Origin of the sequence: Vibrio sp. 10N.222.54.E6, from assembly GCF_041473955.1 — a bacterium.
Classification (GTDB): domain Bacteria; phylum Pseudomonadota; class Gammaproteobacteria; order Enterobacterales; family Vibrionaceae; genus Vibrio; species Vibrio tasmaniensis_A.
The window spans coordinates 64663-83142 of sequence record NZ_JBFRTD010000013.1 but is presented as its reverse complement, the minus strand read 5'-3'; the positions used below and the strand labels follow the sequence as shown (position 1 = coordinate 83142).

General features: G+C 42.5%; 13 protein-coding genes. 5 read left to right on the top strand and 8 right to left on the bottom strand.

Annotated features, from left to right (window positions below; translation table 11 throughout):
• Positions 1 to 77: 77 nt before the first annotated feature.
• Complete coding sequence (locus tag AB4513_RS08135) at positions 78 to 275, bottom strand: hypothetical protein (RefSeq protein ID WP_133151993.1); 198 nt, start codon at positions 273 to 275, stop codon at positions 78 to 80.
• 459 nt (positions 276 to 734) lie between these two features.
• Positions 735 to 1097 (bottom strand): 6-carboxytetrahydropterin synthase QueD, encoded by a 363-nt coding sequence (gene queD / locus AB4513_RS08130; RefSeq protein ID WP_009847038.1) that lies wholly within the window; start codon positions 1095 to 1097, stop codon positions 735 to 737.
• Between the two features lie 326 nt (positions 1098 to 1423).
• On the opposite strand from queD, the gene AB4513_RS08125 reads away from it, so the two are divergent.
• The gene (locus AB4513_RS08125) at positions 1424 to 3058 is read left to right on the top strand and encodes a methyl-accepting chemotaxis protein (protein WP_102258630.1); all 1635 of its coding nucleotides are present in this window, start codon (positions 1424 to 1426) and stop codon (positions 3056 to 3058) included.
• A gap of 170 nt (positions 3059 to 3228) precedes the next feature.
• Here AB4513_RS08125 and AB4513_RS08120 read toward each other — a convergent pair whose 3' ends face one another.
• On the bottom strand, positions 3229 to 4719 hold the full coding sequence (locus tag AB4513_RS08120; protein ID WP_102258598.1) for a SulP family inorganic anion transporter: 1491 nt from the start codon (positions 4717 to 4719) through the stop codon (positions 3229 to 3231).
• Positions 4720 to 5404: 685 nt separating this feature from the next.
• Between AB4513_RS08120 and asnS the strand changes: the two genes are divergently transcribed.
• Positions 5405 to 6805 carry an asparagine--tRNA ligase gene (gene asnS / locus AB4513_RS08115; RefSeq protein WP_004734710.1) on the top strand — a complete coding sequence of 467 codons (1401 nt, stop codon included), beginning with the start codon at positions 5405 to 5407 and terminating at the stop codon, positions 6803 to 6805.
• A gap of 322 nt (positions 6806 to 7127) precedes the next feature.
• Entirely contained in the window at positions 7128 to 8504 is a 1377-nt protein-coding gene (locus AB4513_RS08110) for a hypothetical protein (RefSeq protein WP_102258599.1), read from the top strand.
• 94 nt (positions 8505 to 8598) lie between these two features.
• Here AB4513_RS08110 and AB4513_RS08105 read toward each other — a convergent pair whose 3' ends face one another.
• The 4 genes from AB4513_RS08105 to AB4513_RS08090 all read right to left on the bottom strand — a co-directional run bounded on the left by AB4513_RS08105 (position 8599) and on the right by AB4513_RS08090 (position 12596).
• Positions 8599 to 9759, bottom strand: a complete 1161-nt coding sequence (locus tag AB4513_RS08105; protein ID WP_102258600.1) for a serine protease — start codon at positions 9757 to 9759, stop codon at positions 8599 to 8601.
• A gap of 1 nt (position 9760) precedes the next feature.
• Positions 9761 to 10438, bottom strand: coding sequence for a hypothetical protein (locus AB4513_RS08100; RefSeq protein ID WP_009847046.1), 678 nt, complete (start codon positions 10436 to 10438; stop codon positions 9761 to 9763).
• A gap of 420 nt (positions 10439 to 10858) precedes the next feature.
• Positions 10859 to 11065: a hypothetical protein gene (locus tag AB4513_RS08095; protein ID WP_004734707.1), complete on the bottom strand. Its 207-nt coding sequence runs from the start codon at positions 11063 to 11065 to the stop codon at positions 10859 to 10861.
• 127 nt (positions 11066 to 11192) lie between these two features.
• A complete protein-coding gene (locus AB4513_RS08090; protein WP_102258601.1) occupies positions 11193 to 12596 on the bottom strand; it encodes a PLP-dependent aminotransferase family protein in 1404 nt (467 codons plus the stop codon).
• Between the two features lie 220 nt (positions 12597 to 12816).
• Here AB4513_RS08090 and AB4513_RS08085 point away from each other — a divergent pair, with 220 nt between their 5' ends.
• Entirely contained in the window at positions 12817 to 13116 is a 300-nt protein-coding gene (locus AB4513_RS08085; RefSeq protein ID WP_009847048.1) for a hypothetical protein, read from the top strand.
• Between the two features lie 298 nt (positions 13117 to 13414).
• Entirely contained in the window at positions 13415 to 14941 is a 1527-nt protein-coding gene (locus AB4513_RS08080; RefSeq protein ID WP_009847049.1) for an HD-GYP domain-containing protein, read from the top strand.
• Positions 14942 to 15163: 222 nt separating this feature from the next.
• On the opposite strand, the gene AB4513_RS08075 is transcribed toward AB4513_RS08080, so the two are convergent.
• On the bottom strand, positions 15164 to 18319 hold the full coding sequence (locus AB4513_RS08075; RefSeq protein WP_009847050.1) for an Ig-like domain-containing protein: 3156 nt from the start codon (positions 18317 to 18319) through the stop codon (positions 15164 to 15166).
• Positions 18320 to 18480: the final 161 nt, after the last annotated feature.

Below are 18480 nucleotides of genomic sequence, written 5' to 3'. Positions count from 1 at the left end.
ATATTCATTGTTTTTAACTTATTTGTTTAGTTTTTATAGGTGTGAGTCTTCGTACATCAAGCGGATGACAAAGGGGTTCAAATAGAAATAAAGTTATAAAACGAATAACAATAGGAGCGATAAGCAGTAAAGAAGCGTGCAGAGACGTTGTCGAACAGGGTGTTCAAAGGGGAGCTTGTCTTAAAGGAGGTAAAACGAGAAGCGTGAGCGAGCGTTAACTGATGTGGTGAACCTTCTGTAGGTTCAATAATCGGCGATGTAATCTTGAATTTCATGTATGTGTCCAATAATTGAGTCACATTCCATAGTATTTGAAGCAGCGTATCCGTTGCTGCCCTACCTCTAGCATTAGAGGTCTTTTCATCTTATCGAATGAGCCTCGAAACACAACGCTGTAACCACAATTTCTGCTATTAAATTGAACAAAACAGTCATTTGGATATAAATCGACCACCAAACCGCGTAAAACAATAATCATTTTTGATAAAAATCGGAACTATGAACTCCCCACTCCATTAACAACAAAGCTTGTATAAAGAACACCCAAACATATATGACAGCTACAAAAAAGGCGCTCTTGTAAGCGCCTTTCGTTCGATTATAGCTTTTAAGACTATAACCTTGAAAGCTATAGTATTGAAGACTGTTGCCTTGATAACTATAGCTTTGATAACTGTATCCTTGAAATCTACAGCATCGAAGACTTCAGCATCACAAACTACAGCATCGAAACCTTATTCACCGCGGTAGATACAACCCGCTGTGCATGTTTCTTTAATCTCAACCTTGCTCAAAAGTGGCAAGCTTGGTTTAAGTTCATTCCAGATCCATTTAGCCAATACTTCACTTGTCGGGTTTTCTAAACCTTCAATGTCGTTTAGGTAGTAGTGGTCTAAACGGTCGTAAATTGGTTTGAATACAGCTTTAATTTCAGAAAAGTCGATTACCCAACCTGTATGCGGGTCAACTTCGCCTTCTACGTACAAACGAACAAGAAAAGAGTGACCATGCAAACGACCGCACTTATGCCCTTCTGGCACGTGTGGAAGATGGTGGGCTGCTTCAAACATAAACTCTTTGTATAACTCAGTTCTCATTGTGTTTCTCAGGCTAAAAAAATGACACGCAATATTACGTAAAACCAATACACACTACAAGTTCTATCACCACTGTACGGCCTTATTAGCTTCAAGGGGGAGCTTGTTGCTACCCACTCACTTGAGTCACAATAAAACACATATAAAGATGGCTTGAAAATCACCATACGCTTAACCCTCTCGCCAAATGATAAACAAACCCGCTACATCACAGAAACATAACCACAACCGGAGTGTGGTCACACAATCGGTTATACCCCATAGGTGGTAGAGCTGCTTACACGTAAAGTATGCATGTCATTATACTTAATAAAAACAAACACCTTATGCGCTCAACAATCACCTTTAAAATCCTAGTGGCCCTCGCCATCGTGTTCACTTTTCTATTAGCAATATCGACCTACTTTCAATATTCGCAGCAAAAGCAACTTGTAAACTCAGTGTTAAGTGAGCAACTTCACGATAAAGCGAGCAACTATTTCGATAGCCTCAATATGATGATGCTCACTGGCACCATGGCACAAAAAGAGACCCTTCGTCAGAAAGCGTTAGCGCAAGAAGGCATTGAAAATGTTCGTGTATTGCGTGCTGATGCGGTAAGTAAATTATACGGGCCTGGCAATGGCAACCAAACACCTGTGGATGATATTGATAAACGAGCGCTAGCGGGTGAAACCGTTATCAAACCCTTTTCTGCCGATTGGGGAAAAGGCTTGGTTATTGCTCTGCCAATGAAGTCGAGCGAGAACTATCGCGGCACCAATTGTGTGGCATGTCATATGGCGCCAGAAGGGGAAGTATTAGGTGCAATTCGACTTGAATATAACCTTAACCATGTCAACTCGCTGATCAATACTCAAACGATGACAGCGATCGGTATCATGGCAGTGATCTCCTTTGCCGGATTCGTTCTTACTATGGGATTGATTCGTAAGATAATCGTTCGCCCGCTTCAACAAACCTCTCGCTTTATGACTCAAGTCAGCAGTGATAAAAACCTATCAACTCGACTGCCAGAGCAAAGCAAGGATGAAATTGGCACGCTTGCTAACTCCATCAACTCGTTCATGGGCACGGTTTCCGACAGCTTAGAGAGGGTACAAGACACCTCGCACAAACTGAATGCGTCTGCCAACCAACTGACTAGTGTTGCACAAATTACCGAGCAAGCCGCCAGCGATCAACAAAACGAAACCGCTGAAGTACAAAACAATATCGAAGGGATACAGGCGCAGCAAGTTAATGTAGAACAAGCCACTTTAACCGCGTCAGAACTCATCAATCACACCGCCGATGTGGCATGTAAGAGTGCGAACCAAGCACATGATGCAAGCAGTGAGATAAAGAACCTAGTCAGTAGCATAGAAGAAGTGAAACACAAGATACTGACACTCAATGAGCAAACCGGAGAGGTCTCTTCAATATTGAGTGTGATTCGTGGCATTGCCGATCAAACCAATCTTCTAGCCTTAAATGCGGCGATTGAAGCGGCTCGTGCGGGAGAGCAAGGTCGGGGCTTTGCGGTAGTGGCAGATGAAGTTCGAAATCTTGCATCACGAACGGCAGAGGCAACTGGCAGTATTGAGTCAATCATTCATCAGTTCCAACAAGGCAGTGAAGAATCGCTGAATTCTGCTGACCGCGTTTGCGAACAAGCACATCAAAGCTCAACAGATATCGACGCACTGTCCGTTGAGATGAACGGTGTCGTTGAAGAAATGAAACAAGTGTTGGCTCATGCACAAAATATTCAGCAACAGACGCAATCCACCACACAAGCAACCCAAGATGTGCAACAAAAAGTTGAAACCATCACTTCTCACGCCGACAACACATCGCAGTCTGCAGCTGAAACTCGTGGAATCAGTAATGATTTAGAAGAGCTGTCGGATCACCTTGAATCTCTTATCAACCAATTCACCTTATCGAACTCAAATACCAACGATAAAGGTCAGTCATAGGCCGTTAGAACTCCCCTAGCGACATCAACAAAAAAGCGCTCAAAGATGAGCGCTTTATCTTCATAACAATGTCTAGTTCGGGCTTTAAGATTTTAAGATTTTAAGATTTTAAGATTTTAAGATTTTAAGATTTTAAGATTTTAAGATTTTAAGAGCACCTTAAACCACGATTAGTGCGTAATGGAAACCGCGGTTAAATCTTTATGCTTGTGGTACATCGCGTGCTTGAATATCAGATTCGCACTCACGGTATCCATTCCTGCGACCTCTACATAAGCACCCTTTTTTCGGAACTTAAACACGACCTTATCAAGCGCCTCAACCGACGTGTTATCTAGGAACGATGCATCCGATATATCGATCGTCACTAAAGACGTGGCCTTGTCATAGTCAAATAGATCGACAAACGCATCTGAAGAAGCAAAAAAGACATGGCCTTTTACTCGATGGGTGGTGTGCAGTTCGTTAGTCACCACTTCATCAGATATAAAGACCATCGACTTGCTGGCATGCGCATAAAACAAAGCTGACAACACCACGCCAACTGCAACACCTATCGCGAGATTGTGCGTAAACACCACCACCGCTACGGTCGCTAGCATCGTCACATTAGTAGAGAGCGTGTGATCTTTAAGTTCAACAACAGAACGCCATGAAAACGTGCCGATTGAAACCATGATCATCACAGATACTAAAGCCGCCATCGGTATCAGCTTCAACCAATCAGAAACAAACACCACCATTAGCAACAAAACAACCCCAGCGATCATACTGGATAATCGGGTTAAGCCACCTGATTTGATGTTAATGATCGACTGACCGATCATCGCACACCCCGCCATACCACCAAATAGTGAGGCAACGATGTTCGCTACTCCCTGCCCTTTACACTCATTGTTTTTATTGCTTTCAGTATCGGTCAGATCATCGACTATGGTCGCTGTCATCAAAGATTCCAGTAAGCCAACCAGAGATAGAGCGATAGAGTATGGCAGGATGGTTGCAAGCGTATCGAACGTGAATGGAATATTAGGAATCAAGAATACCGGCAGTGAATCGGGAAGCTTGCCCATATCGCCAATCGTTCTCACATCTAATCCGAACAACAAACTAATGATTGTCAGGGCAACAATAGCGACCAATGGAGAAGGTATTGCACGACCAAACTTGGGAAAATATGGAAGCAAGTAGATGATCGCCAAACCCAAAGCTACTAACACGTAAACACTTGAAGGAACGTTGATCAACTCAGGAAGCTGGGCCATGAAAATGAGAATCGCGAGCGCGTTAACAAATCCAGTAATCACCGATTTGGAAACGAAATTCATTAGGTTACCAAGCTTAAGATACCCGGCTGCGATTTGAATGACGCCAGCTAAAGATGAAGCAGCGAGTAGATATTCTAGTCCGTGCTCTCTCACCAAGGTGACCATTAATAGCGCCATAGCGCCTGTTGCACCGGAAATCATTCCCGGACGACTGCCAACCAAAGCAGTGACGACACAAATACAGAACGAGGCATAGAGCCCTACTTTAGGGTCAACGCCTGCAATAATTGAAAATGCGATGGCTTCAGGGATCAATGCGAGTGCAACCACAATCCCAGATAATGAATCTCCTTTAACGTTTGATAACCAGCGTTTTTTTAAATAATTAAGCATGTAATTCTCTTTTACTTGTACAGCCAGTCCTGCCTTGTTGAGACATAATTTGATCGACTGTTTTTCTTGAATGAGCGAGCGCTCGAAAAGTGCGGGTGTAGAGAGAATGCAGGGGTTAAGGCGGCGTAATTAACACGTGAACATTAAACTCCTTTAGTGGGTGATTGTTTAGTAGAATGAAATCAACACCTGTGCTTTGTTTTTGTGGCGTTTGTCTTACACAGGTCAGAATGGCTGACAATATAGAGTGAGTGCTACTTTAATCACACGACCAATCTTGCAAACAAAGGTTTCATATATTGACGCTTTCTGAACAAACCAAAACTGTTTATGCCCTTCAGTCCCGTCGTTTGAACTACTCTAATTACAGCAGTTCAACAAGTAATGAAAACCCTTAACCATTCGCACTAGTCCACTTCCCTAGTTCTCTACAATCAACAATCACAAGGAAAAATCGAACAAAAAATACACCCTCAAACACATTTATTGTCAGTACACACAATATTTCTTTCACCAAGCAAGAATAAAGGTTGAAGCTGTCTGTATGACAGGTAATATGTTCAATCGATTTAAAAAGTTTATACAACTTAATGTTTCGGCTAATTATTGTGCAAATGTATGTTTATTTGCAGCAATGCCAGAGACTTTGAGTTGAATTTGTCCCTCAATGGAGAATGAAATCAACATGACTTACGCGCCTGTAACAGACGTACTTGGCGGCAAGCTAGCGGTAGACAGTGAAGTAACTGTTCGCGGCTGGATCCGTTCACGTCGTGATTCCAAAGCTGGAATCTCTTTCCTTGCCATTTATGACGGCTCTTGTTTCGACCCGATTCAGGCCGTGGTTCCTAATAATCTTAATAATTACGAAGACGAAGTATTAAAGCTAACAACTGGCTGCTCTGTTGAAGTAACAGGTAAGATTGTTGAGTCTCCGGCGAAAGGTCAAGACTTCGAACTAGCAGCAACTGACGTTAAAGTTGTAGGCTGGGTTGAAGACGCTGACACTTACCCAATGGCTAAGACACGTCACTCTATCGAATACCTTCGTGAAGTTGCTCACCTACGCCCACGTACGAACGTGATCGGCGCAGTAGCACGTGTACGTAACTGTTTATCTCAAGCGATTCACCGTTTCTACCACGAGCAAGGTTTCTTCTGGACTTCAGCTCCGCTTATCACTGCATCTGATGCAGAAGGCGCTGGTGAAATGTTCCGCGTATCTACGCTAGACATGGAAAACCTACCTCGCACTGACGAAGGCAAAGTTGACTTCAATGAAGATTTCTTCGGTAAAGAAACTTTCCTAACAGTATCTGGCCAACTTAATGCTGAAGCTTACGCTTGTGCACTAAGCAAGGTTTACACGTTCGGTCCTACGTTCCGTGCTGAAAACTCAAACACAAGCCGCCACCTAGCTGAGTTCTGGATGGTTGAGCCTGAAGTTGCATTTGCAGACCTTGACGATGTAGCGAAACTGGCTGAAGACATGCTTAAGTACGTTTTCGCTGCTGTTCTTGAAGAGCGCCGCGACGACCTTGAGTTCTTCGCTTCTCGCATCGACAAAGAAGCAATCACTCGTCTAGAGCAATTCGTAGACGCTGATTTCGCACAAGTTGACTACACTGACGCAATCCAAATCCTACTAGATTCTGGTAAGAAATTTGAATTCGACGTTGAGTGGGGCATCGACATGTCTTCTGAGCATGAGCGTTACCTAGCTGAAGAGCACTTCAAAGCGCCTGTTATCGTTAAGAACTACCCGAAAGACATCAAAGCTTTCTACATGCGCTTAAACGACGACGGCAAGACAGTTGCAGCAATGGACGTACTTGCACCAGGCATCGGTGAAATCATCGGTGGTGCACAACGTGAAGAGCGTCTAGACATTCTAGACGAGCGCATGATTGGTATGGGTATCGACCCTGAGCACATGAGCTGGTACCGCGACCTACGTAAATACGGCACAGTGCCTCACGCAGGCTTCGGTCTTGGCTTTGAGCGTCTAGTGTCTTACGTAACAGGTATGGGCAACGTTCGTGACGTTATCCCGTTCCCACGTACACCACGCTCTGCTAACTTCTAATCTCAGCTTTCTTCTTTCAGAGAAGTCAGTATAGATAGATAATTAAATAGATAAAAACCTCCGTATATACGGAGGTTTTTTTATTCCCCGAGATTATTTCCGTTACCCACAACCTCCCTTCCCCACCCACAAATTCTCCTGCGTATTCTCGATTCAAAAGCGGTTAGACGCGAAGATAACAAATCAACAAATCAACAAATCATATAGTTAAGCACTGTAATTTTATGTAATGAACACCTGACAAAGTCATACAGTATTGATGTCCTGTATAAATTATTCTTCTTACTAATTAATTTGTGAATATAAATTTTTAGGGACCCCAATGAAAACAAGCATTTTATCTGCAGCTCTACTAATCACTTTAACTGGATGTGGCGGAGGAGGCTCATCGACTCCCGCGAAAAAACCAACAGTTAAGCCAACGCAAAAGCCAGTGGTATTTATCTCTAAATGTTCGCAACCCTTACAAGGGGATACAGCCTTAACCTTCAAGATTAAGGGTACAATAGCGAGTGTCAATGGCGTTGCATGTAGTGGTAGCCCCAAAGCATTTGACGATATGATCAAAGCTCACCCGAATACAAAAACGCTGAACTTCATCGATATGGGTGGCTCTATGAATGATGATGCCAACATTCAACTAGCGTACAAAGTAAGAGCGAAAAAATTAAACACGTACATTAGCTCTATTGGACATGTCGCTTCGGGGGGAACTGACCTTTTCGCTGCGGGTGTGAAAAGAACGATTGAACCAGGTGCTCGATTAGGCGTTCACTCATGGGCACAAGGGTCTTTACAAGGGGCTTCATTGCCTGTTGGTCATAGTGAGCATAAACCCTACATTGATTATTATAAAAAGATGGGATTACCAGATCCGAGCGGCTTCTACTGGTTTACACTGAAAGCTGCTCCGGCTCAAGGAATGCATTATATGACTCCTGCTGAAGTATCTAAGTATGGTTTGGCGTCTGTAATGACGGGTGTTACAAAAGACCTACGAGCAAATTACACTCCTAAAAACAGCCTTTTGAACAACAACCTGTTAGACGTTGTTAGTGATAGTCTGAAAGCTGTAGCCGTTGAAAACCACGTAAGAAGCAGTGTCTATGTGCTCGACCATGTCTCCACACTTCTATTTAAGCGTTTCAATGTATCAAATAGAGACGAGTTAATCACTTACATAAAGCTCAATGGGAAACTCGACCCCGCAACGAAATCTTACGTCTTCGCAGCCACGTCAGACAAACCTGCGACGATCTATAACTCAAACAAAGATGTAATTCATTCATCTTACAGCTCCAATAGTAAGTATAAGATCCAAGCTAAACCTTTAATTGAAACTGGCTTGACGATACAAGACTATGGCGTCGAAGACACAACAACAAGTGTTCAAGTCGTATTAAATAGAAGTGATGTCAAAGTTACCGTAGGAAGTGAAGAGTTTTCTCTAACCAAAGCCTCTTCAAAAAATAAAATAAACCATTGCAAAATGGATAGCGCAGCGAATTCATCAGGTCACTTAGTAACGATTGCAAACTGTACAGAAAGCCGCCTTCAAGGTGACGTGGTACAATTGGTGAATTACAAGCGAACGACAAAAACACCCTTAATTGGTGGAACTCCCTCAGTAAAGAACTCCATTACTAAGACCGAGAACTTTGAATTCAATGCTAAGCAAAGTACGCTAATTACTAAGTAATTTTACAATGTGTAAAAAAAAGCCCTACTTAACATAAGTAGGGCTTCATCTTTATTTATTCTGCTTAAGTTTCATTTAAGCTGTCCAGACTAAATTAGTCAGCCTTGCGTACCAAAAAGTGATCGAGCATAATTTTTTCACCTGTACTTTGAAGAGGCTTGAATTCAATGACTAACTGATCGCCTTTCTGTTCAAATGCATTCACTTTCAAAAACAGACTTTCTTTGTCCGCTTTAATGTTATGAGCGACCTGACGACCATTAACAAACACATCAAATGCAGGCGCTTTAGAATTTACAGGTATCACTGTTTCAAAAGTGTACTTTTCCCCTTCTATCGCATAAGCGGTGTTATAAATACCACCATCCGCCGTCCAGTAAGTCGCATTGAAGTCCATACTTCCCGCTTTCCAGTAGCTGTAAAACGCGTGAAGATCTTCAATGTCATTCTGAGTTGTTGACGTCCATTTTACATCAGCAAGATTTACAGGTTTCGTATAGCTAAAACCATGCTCTTGCATGTCACTTTGTAATGAATCCAATCTTCCCAAAACATCATCGAAGGTATCTTGCCAACCAAGCTCACCATAATATTGAAGCCCTATCTCCCCAATAATATAAAACTCACCATCTCTCTCAATCGTGATACCAGAACCTGAATCCCCATGGATAATTAACCACTGCAAGTTACTTTGAGGCATGATCACTGGGTCATATTTGTACTCAGCTAACCATTTTTTGTCTGTGTCGTTGTACTTAACAAACTTTTTGCCACCATTACGTCCGTTATAGTTGCCAAAGCCAACGCTATTTACTTCATAGACTTCTGAATGATCAAACATCCCTTTCTCGGGCAACTTCGCCGGCTTGATACCGGTGATAGGCGTATCTAAGCGCACCAAAGCGAAGTCGTAAATACCATCGGTAAATTCATACTCCCCCCACTCACCATCAGGGTCAGTAGTCGCACGTGACGTATGAACAACATTGTACTTACCATTCTTATCTTTTTCATAAGAAGAACAAGTTACCGCATTTTCATATCCTTCACTTTTTGAACCTGACACATGATTTGCTGTGATAACCCAATACGGGTCGATTAAAGTGGCCGACCCTGCATTCATGTGGCAAGCAAAATCAAATTGAGTTTGTAAGGCAAACGCTTTGTGTTGAGTAACCGAGCGATCCATCTTGCCTATGCCCGCCTGCGCTGAAAAAGTAGCAACGATCGCTGATGCCAAAATAATTTTTTTCATGTTACTGAGCCTCTATCAATTGGATAGCTTCAATAGCGTGGTAACCCTGTCTAGCTTCAAAGTCGAACTGTCTATGTTGACGTGTATAAGTGATTTCGACGATATCATCAGGAGATTGGGATTCGAAAACTATCGTATTTTTGACACTGGTCATGTGAAAGGAGATATCATTTTTAATAGTGATACATTGCTTTTTAACACATGCGGTTACATCAGCAGAAGAGAGCCAATTGTGTGTATAAAGCTCTACAGAAAATCGCCCGCCTTTACCTGGCTGAACGTCAAAAGAGAAACCACTAGTGCCGACAAGTAAACCAGAGAAAGCTAGCTCTTGGTTGTAATCTGTAGAATCACCACCCTGCCAGTAATAACGGTTACCAATTGCGTTTTTGGTCTCTGAATTAACAACTTGTCGTAATTCACCAATAACATTTACGTCACTAATTAAGGTACTATTGGGTTTGTCTTTTCTTTGATGCTCTCCATATAAGAAAACCCAATCTAAGCCATTTAAGTCAACGTCTCTTGCGTAACGATACTTGCCATCATTAAGTTCATAACCGATGAACTCACTAGCGATCGACAAAGTATCTGTACCAATTTCTGAAACATTACTTAATTTATTTAAATCGACCTCAATCTCACTGGCCGCTGCATTAGTTGTTAGTAATGCCAACATGCAGAGGTTCAATTTTGCACATTTTAATCTCATATTTTCGCCTCAGTATTAGTTCCAAGTAATTGTAGGCTAAAGATAAGTTGAAAATGTAAGGTGCTGTAAGGGCTTTGTTCATCACGATTCAAACCTCACCGACTGATAGCTGGCACGAATAACCATAAACCCAACCATACCAATAGTTAATGATGATAAATTGCGTTTGCCAAGCTTTTGACTAAAGGTGATTTACTTTCCAAGTAGTGATTAGATACTCCTTACATGTGCTTACAACAGGTATGGATAATAATTGTATTTCATCAAGGATTTCTATTTCACGACGATAACAGCGATGCCTACGCAATTCCGTTTCATGTATACAACGAAAAAGCCCCACCAAATCATGGAGGGGCTCTGAAAGATCATTTTTGTGTACTCAAAAACTTAGTCGACATCTTGGTCGATAGCGTATTTTATCGCGAGACCGCAGATTGCCATCATAACGAATGGGATTGCGGCAGTCGTGTATTCTGCCCATGCCATATCAGCGAATGCTTTTGCCAGTAGTACGTGGCCGAGGATTAACAGAAGTGCACACACAATAGCAACGATAATCAACTTAACTTCGTTACCCATAGTCATTTTCAACATAACGGTATCTCCAATATTTGGTCTATCGATATTGAATCACAACTCGCTGGTCAAGAAGGCGTACAGTTGCATCGGAATCAGTCCGTACAGTTGGAATCATTGTCTTTTTTATGAGTGACTTACGGTTTTACGAGTGCGTAAGTTGACGCGCAAGCTTACCAAGTAAGATCAGCGCTTGCTCTTTCTCTGCTGTGAGTTCATAAGAGAAGTTCAATCTAATCGCGTTGTCTACTCTGCCCAACTCGCTAAAGAGGTCTCCAGAGGCGACGCTAATGCCTTGAGCAATCGCTAACTGATGGAATTGTTGACTGTCGAATTTGGCAGAAAAACGAATCCATACAAAGTAGCCACCAGCTGGGTCTTCTATCTCGATGGAATGTGGGAAATATTGCTTAATGACCTCTATAAATCGCTTTTTTCTCATTAGAAGATTTTTACGCAATTTACGAAGGTGATTGTCGTAGCTTTCGTGTGTCAAGAAGTGCGCGACACCAAGCTGCACAGGAGCACTACTCGACAGCGTAGAAAGAAGCTGAAGTTTTTGAATCGCATCGTTAAAACGCGAACTCACCACCCAACCAACACGATAGCCAGGGCATAAACTCTTAGAGTAAGAGCCGCATAGCAACACTAAGTCTGTTTTATCAAATGCTTTTAGCGGTTTAGGTTTATGCCCTTCGAAATATAGGTCGCCGTAAACATCATCTTCGATAATATAAGTCTTGTATTGTTCAGCAACCTCAACCACTCGGCGCTTCGCATCTTCAGACAAACTTGTCCCTGTCGGGTTTTGAAACGTCGTCATCAGCCAACACGCTTTCACATCCTGGTTTTGTAGTGCGCTTTCAAACTGCTCAATATTCAATCCATTGATTGGACAAACATCCACTTCGATAGGGTTGAGTCCTAACCTCTCGACAGCTTGCAGAGCACCATAGAAAGCAGGAGATTCAATCACAACGTAGTCACCGGGCTTGGTTACAGTTTGAAGGCTCAAGTTAAGCGCTTCCATAGCACCAGAAGTAATCACGATATCTTGATGGTTGACGGTAATACCTTGCTGCAGGTAACGTTGAGCGATTTGTCTTCTTAGGGACTCACTGCCCGGTGGCAGATTATTGATCACACTAGCACCTGTCATCTTCCTTCCCGCACTGGCGAGGTTTCGAGTCAAGCTAGGCAAAGGGAAAAGGTCAGGATCTGGGAATGCTGATCCAAAAGGAATAACCCCCTCTGCCGAACTCGATTTCAAAAAGTCGAATAAGCGATCATTAATGGCTTTCTTTTTGTGTACTAACGGCAGTTCATAATCAACGCCGTCCACACGTGGTGCAACAAAGTAGCCCGACTGAGGCTTAGCGATGATCCACCCTTCGCTTTCTAACAATTGGTAGGCTTGTAAGACAGTACTATTGCTGACGCTGTAATTGCGACAACTCATGCGGACGGAAGGGATCTTTTCTCCTGAACGCCACGTGTTGTTCGCTATCTGAGTTCGAATATCCTTTGCAAGCTCTTCATAACGCGCCATCTAATTGTACTACCTAGAGAAATTCTAATAAGCCTGAGATTTTATCACTAACGTTAACAACTATTGCTGCTATCCATATGATTGAGCCTAATTTCTATAATAGTGTGAATTGGTTCACAGATAACTTTGTATGCTTTGCTAAGTTTGTAACCAAGGCGAGAGCCAAGTTCGTTCTACGCCTCTATAATTTGATGTAATCCAAAAAACATGCGAGATAAAAATGAAAAAAATAGAAGCAGACCAGTTAAGTTATAAAGGAGAGTCAAACGGTGTTCATAGTTGGACAACACCGAGTGGCCAGCCATATTACTGGCACCCAGACTGGCTCCATATCGCTGAAGATGCAACAGGCTCACATCCAAAGCAGGAGATCGACGTCGATCAAGACCAAGCACCAACTGAGAAACACGCGGTGTCTGCTATTCTGAAACACCTAAACCAATGGGCATCAGACAAACTAGCATCTCACCCAGACATTGAAACCAACTCAATTGAATCTGAAATCAATCTGAAAAAGTAATTTGATTAGAGGTAAGTAGTCGTCAATCACTCTCGACTTTACTCAAATATATCGACTGAATAGTCTCGTATTTCAACCGGGACTATTCAAGTGTCTTCATAAAAACTGCCGTAATAACACCCATCTAGCTAACAATTATCTAACACAAACCAATTTTTTGTATCATTCAACAAAAGCTATCGATAGAATCCCCGACCTTATTCACACTCGCTATACTAGCCATACATACCTACCAACCTCGTGAATTAATACACAAAATACGTATTCGTAAACTTAGGAATAGTTGCGAGACCTTAAGATGAAAATGAACAAAGGCTTATCGATGGATACTTCAAATTACAATCAATCGCTAACGACTCAATTATACGTCATCGCTGGCGTGCTATTTGGCACCTACGGCAGTCGGGTATGCCCGATGCTCGAAAGCTTAACGACGTTAGAAATTTTCACCCAAGTCAGTAGTGTCTTTATCTTATTGTGGCTAGCGCGTCATTATTTGCTATCGCAGCACACCTTAGTCAAACAAGGTCGATTTGCACAACTCGATACTATGTTGTTCTTTGCCGCGAGTATTCCTTTCGCGCTCTACTACAACCTAAGCTACGACTTCACGATAGACAGTAACTTGAAAGTGCTGTTCGGCATGAGCCTATTTGGTTTCTTTACCGGTACCATTCTTCAACTGAAAGCGAAGCTTAGCCAAATAGATGAAATGGAGATGACTGGGCAATTTGACTTCCACCTGATAGGTGAAAGAAGTTCACTGGTTAAACAAATGATTGGTTTGGTCATCGTGCTTCTGGTAACACTGACCACCATGCTGACTATGGTGGCCGTCAAAGACATCTTCTGGCTAGAACACAACCCCGGCCGTTTGCTAGATGGTACGGGCAAGATCAGCGTGATCAAAGAGTTCATTTATTTGGCGGTTGTACTAGGTGGATACGCGATAACCATCATGACTCTATGGAGCCAGCTGATTAGACGTATTCTTCTAAGCCAAGAGCACGCATTAAGTAAAGTAACTAATGGTGAGCCAGGCGTTCGCTTACCTATATTTAGCTACAACGAGCTTGGGTCAATAGCATCTATGACCAATACCATGCTTGATAGCCTCGAAAACGCTCAAGACGAAGTAAAAACCACACGTGACGTCGCGATTGTTAGCTTATCTGCACTAGCTGAATCTCGAGACAATGAAACTGGCGCCCATATTTTACGAACTCAAGAATACGTAAAGGTACTCGCACTGGAGCTCAGCAAATCTGAAGCTCACGCGACCTTATTAACACCCAACTATATCGAGCTGCTTTATAAATCTGCCCCACTGCATGATGTAGGTAAGGTTGGAGTACCTGACAGTGTGCTGCTAAAACCGGGCAAACTGACGGATGAAGAGTTTGAGATAATGAAAGGTCACCCTGCTATTGGCGCCGAAGCGTTATCTATTGCAGAAAAGCAATTGGGAAGCAGTTCTTTCTTAAGAGTCGCGAAAGAGATTTCTCTCACTCACCACGAGAAATGGAATGGCAGCGGTTATCCAAATCAGTTGTCTGGTGAAGAGATCCCATTATCCGGTCGCTTAATGGCATTGGCCGATGTTTATGACGCATTAATATCGAAGCGAGTCTACAAGCCAGCCTTTACTCATGAGCAAGCGAAACAGATTATCTTGGAGGGCAATGGGACCCATTTTGACCCGCAAGTTGTCCAAGCTTTTCTGGCCGTCGAACAAGAGTTCGTTTCAATTGCCGCGACCTACAAGGATGGAAAAAACATGCAAAGTGAACTTGAACGAGAAAGCTTTGTTGCTCAACCTGATTAGTCTTTTCGAAAACCACTAACTATACAGGCTCCGACTATACAGGTTACAGTAAGTTATGGGGTGTTATACAGGCTACAATAGTTATATAGGTTAGGCCGCAGAGTGATTTTTTGAGTCAGCTTCATTCGAGTATTAAGTTAAACGAAACAGGAAGAGTGACTGAATAAGATTCTATAAAAAAACCAGCATATATATGCTGGTTTTTTTAGTTTAGAAGAAACACTATCTTAGTAGCTGTACACCACCAAGAGCCACGCCCGGGTTTTTTCCTTTGCTGTCAAGTTTTTCTACTTCATAGACCCACTTGAGCGTTGTTGTATCGGCTGGTAAATCAACGCGGTGAACACTGTAGCCGCCCACTTTTGTTTTTCTCGGTACACTCACTCGGTTGGTACCAATAGATGGTAGGCTAGACCAATGATTACCAGATTTGCTTAAAGTTCCATCAGAGATATTGTCTCCGATACTATAAGCCTTCCAGATTTCCGTACCATTTGCTAATAACTTAAGCGTACCTTTTGGAAGGTCCTGAGCACCAGTCCACCCTTTTCCAATAACAGCAGTTCTAAAGCGGACTGTTTTCCAATCTTTGCCACTTTGAGCCGTAACAGAAACCTCTGACTTTTTCTCATCCCCCCCCAAGTAAATATGCCCCTCCCAGTTAGTGGTACCTGCTGGGTTTTGCGTCCAAGTGTTCTTAAATTGGTCAGTTCTATTGCTATTGCCCCAACCAAACAAGCAAGGTTCACTCTTACTTACTTTACACGCTGGGTACTTAGCGCCGGCATTTTCTTCAGCGTAACTGAAGGAAACATTCTGCACGCCCGCTTTTAGTGCGTTACGAACAGACCATACGCTCCCCTTTTTACCATCAACATCAACGCGCCAATATAAAACATCGCTTGCTGGGTCTAGATTGACAGTGTGTGAACCTGAAACAGCAGAACTAGCACCTGATTGAACTTCTAACCAAGTGCTATTATCTGTACTGGTATACACTTTGTAAGCACTAGATTTAGATAATTTCCATGTAAACGTCTGATTACCATTAAATGGAAGTGACTGTCCATTATATGGGCGTGGTGTATGTGCATACTTTAGGTTGTCATTCGCAAGATCTTTCATCTCACCATCAGACAAAGCAAAAGAGCGCATCTCAATGTTATCAACTAAGAAATTACCGGCTATTTGCTCAGATTCAAGGTTGGCCGTTGCGTCTTTACCTGCGTCCATCCAAGGCTTGGCAATAATCAACCCTTGACTTGTTCCTGCATCTAAACGGCTACCCGCACCCCAAACACCGGCATAGCCGTCAGTAAGTTTAATATCGTCAACTTCAGCTTTATTGTTGTAAGCGTCAACTAGTGTCGCTTGCTTACCATTAAGCCAAATAGAAACTTTTTGGGTATTACGGTCAACACGTACAGCAACGGTATTCCACTGACTTAGGTTAAGTGCCTCTTTGGTTGTAACAGATACCTTTCTTAAGTCACTTCCACCAGCATAAGTTGCTAGTTGGCGTGAAATCATAAACCACTCAATAGCTCCCTCTTTGGTTAACTTTAGGTGGAAACCATCACTCCAAATACCTTTGCTAACCAAATCTATCGGATGTTCTAGTTTTACATTAGGTTTCACTTTCAGTGATAGTGTGAAATCGTCTTCAGCAAAGTCAAAATCATGTCCATAATGGGATTTATACTTTAAAGATTCCTGAACATCATTCTCTAGTAAATTAGATTTTACAGATTCATAAGCGCCTAGTTTAAGCGTCTTCGAATTAGCATAGCCTTGGTTGACCCAAACCTCTGAAATCGACTGTTTACTTGAGTTTTTAGCGGCGGCTAACTGCTCAGACAAGCCTGTTTGAGCGTTTACTACCCATAAGTCATCGATAGGAGCCTGCTCAAAATCAAAGCGAGCATATAAGTCAGGCGATGTGACTTTGACATGTACGACATCTCGGTCGAAAAGTTTCTTGCCATCAGTAATGATGTAGTGGAACTCATCTTCACCAATAAAACCTTTTGGGGCTTTATAAGTTACTTTTCCATTGGCGATTTTAAGTTCTGCACCCTGTGCTGAATATTTATCAACCTTATGGATAGAAATAGTGTCGCCATTCGCGTCAAAGTCATTTTTGAGCACATCTAAGCCAGTCGTGCTGTCTCGTTTTACGCTGAAATGGTCGATTTTAGCCGATGGAGGCAAAGGGTAGTCGGCAAGCCCAACCAAATTTCTTCTCAAACGGTTATTTTTATAACGTGTAAAGTTGATGTCATCAACATGAGCAGCGCCACCTTGAATACCTTCACCTTCAGCCGAGGTACTATGGCCTGTGCCTAAGTAGTGTGCGGTTTCATGTAATACAACGCCGTCTGCACCGATGATGTCACCAGGAGAGCGAACAATACTTCCGAAGTTTACGCCTAGAATCCAGTTGCCTTTCAGCCACAGCATTCTATGTTTGAGATCCCAACCTCGCGTTTTTCTTTGCTCATCCCACCATTTTATAGCAGCAACTCGAATAGGTTCATTCTCATGTTGGTAACCCCACGCCTTACAAGCGTCATGAGAAGCACTTTTTTTACAAGTTTGGTAATGGTCGTCCAGATAGCCCCACGTTTCGATCAACACATCATTGACAGAAAAACGCAACAAAGCATCTCGGCTCAACACATAGTCAACTAAATTAATGTAGTAATCGACAAGAACCATGGCGTCGTCCAAATTGCTATCCGCTTCTTGAACAAACGCTTGGTAAGAGACATGAACTGCCACTTTTACTTTGTGCAATTGAACTTGCGTTTTGTCTTTAGCAATTAAGTTATCTAAGCCAGACGTTGGTGCACTCGGCCTTTCATCTATGGTTTTAATTGCCTTTTGCATATTGTCTAAAATTGTAGACTGCGGCGTAACCGACGCTAAGTTTTGAGCTTTTGCTGTCAACTTATTCGCAGATAAGCCACTTATGATGTCTGCCTTTTCAATCGTCCATACTGTTTGACTACCACGGTAAGCCGTCACATAGAGTTTATTCTTAGTCGTCAGTGCTGCAATAACTTGCGTATTTTCATCACTGGTATCAACACCACGATAAACACGGATATCAGGGGTATTAATTGTACTTGCTGGAGCATGCCCATTAATACGGTGATCCCAAAGATATACTTTCATATCGGGCTCTCGGATCGAGTAACGATGGAGCTCTAAAGTACGCTTTTTACCATTAACCGTAATGGCTACTGAAAGATCCGGGGGTGATGCTTTCGTAGGCTTATAGACCATAGGTTTATGGCCTTCGTTTTTGCTATCTTTGCACCCACCAGCCATGACTACCGCTAGTACCACAAAACATAGACTTAGTATTTTCTTCATTCTATGTGGTTCCTTTATATCGACCAGTCTAAACATGAATAAAAACCATAGTAATAGCAATGAATTACGTTGAACAAAACAACGCCAACGTACAGTCGTTTCAAATGGAAATGCCGAAAAATCCCTTAAATCAAATTTTCGAAACTGTTAGTTATAAATCG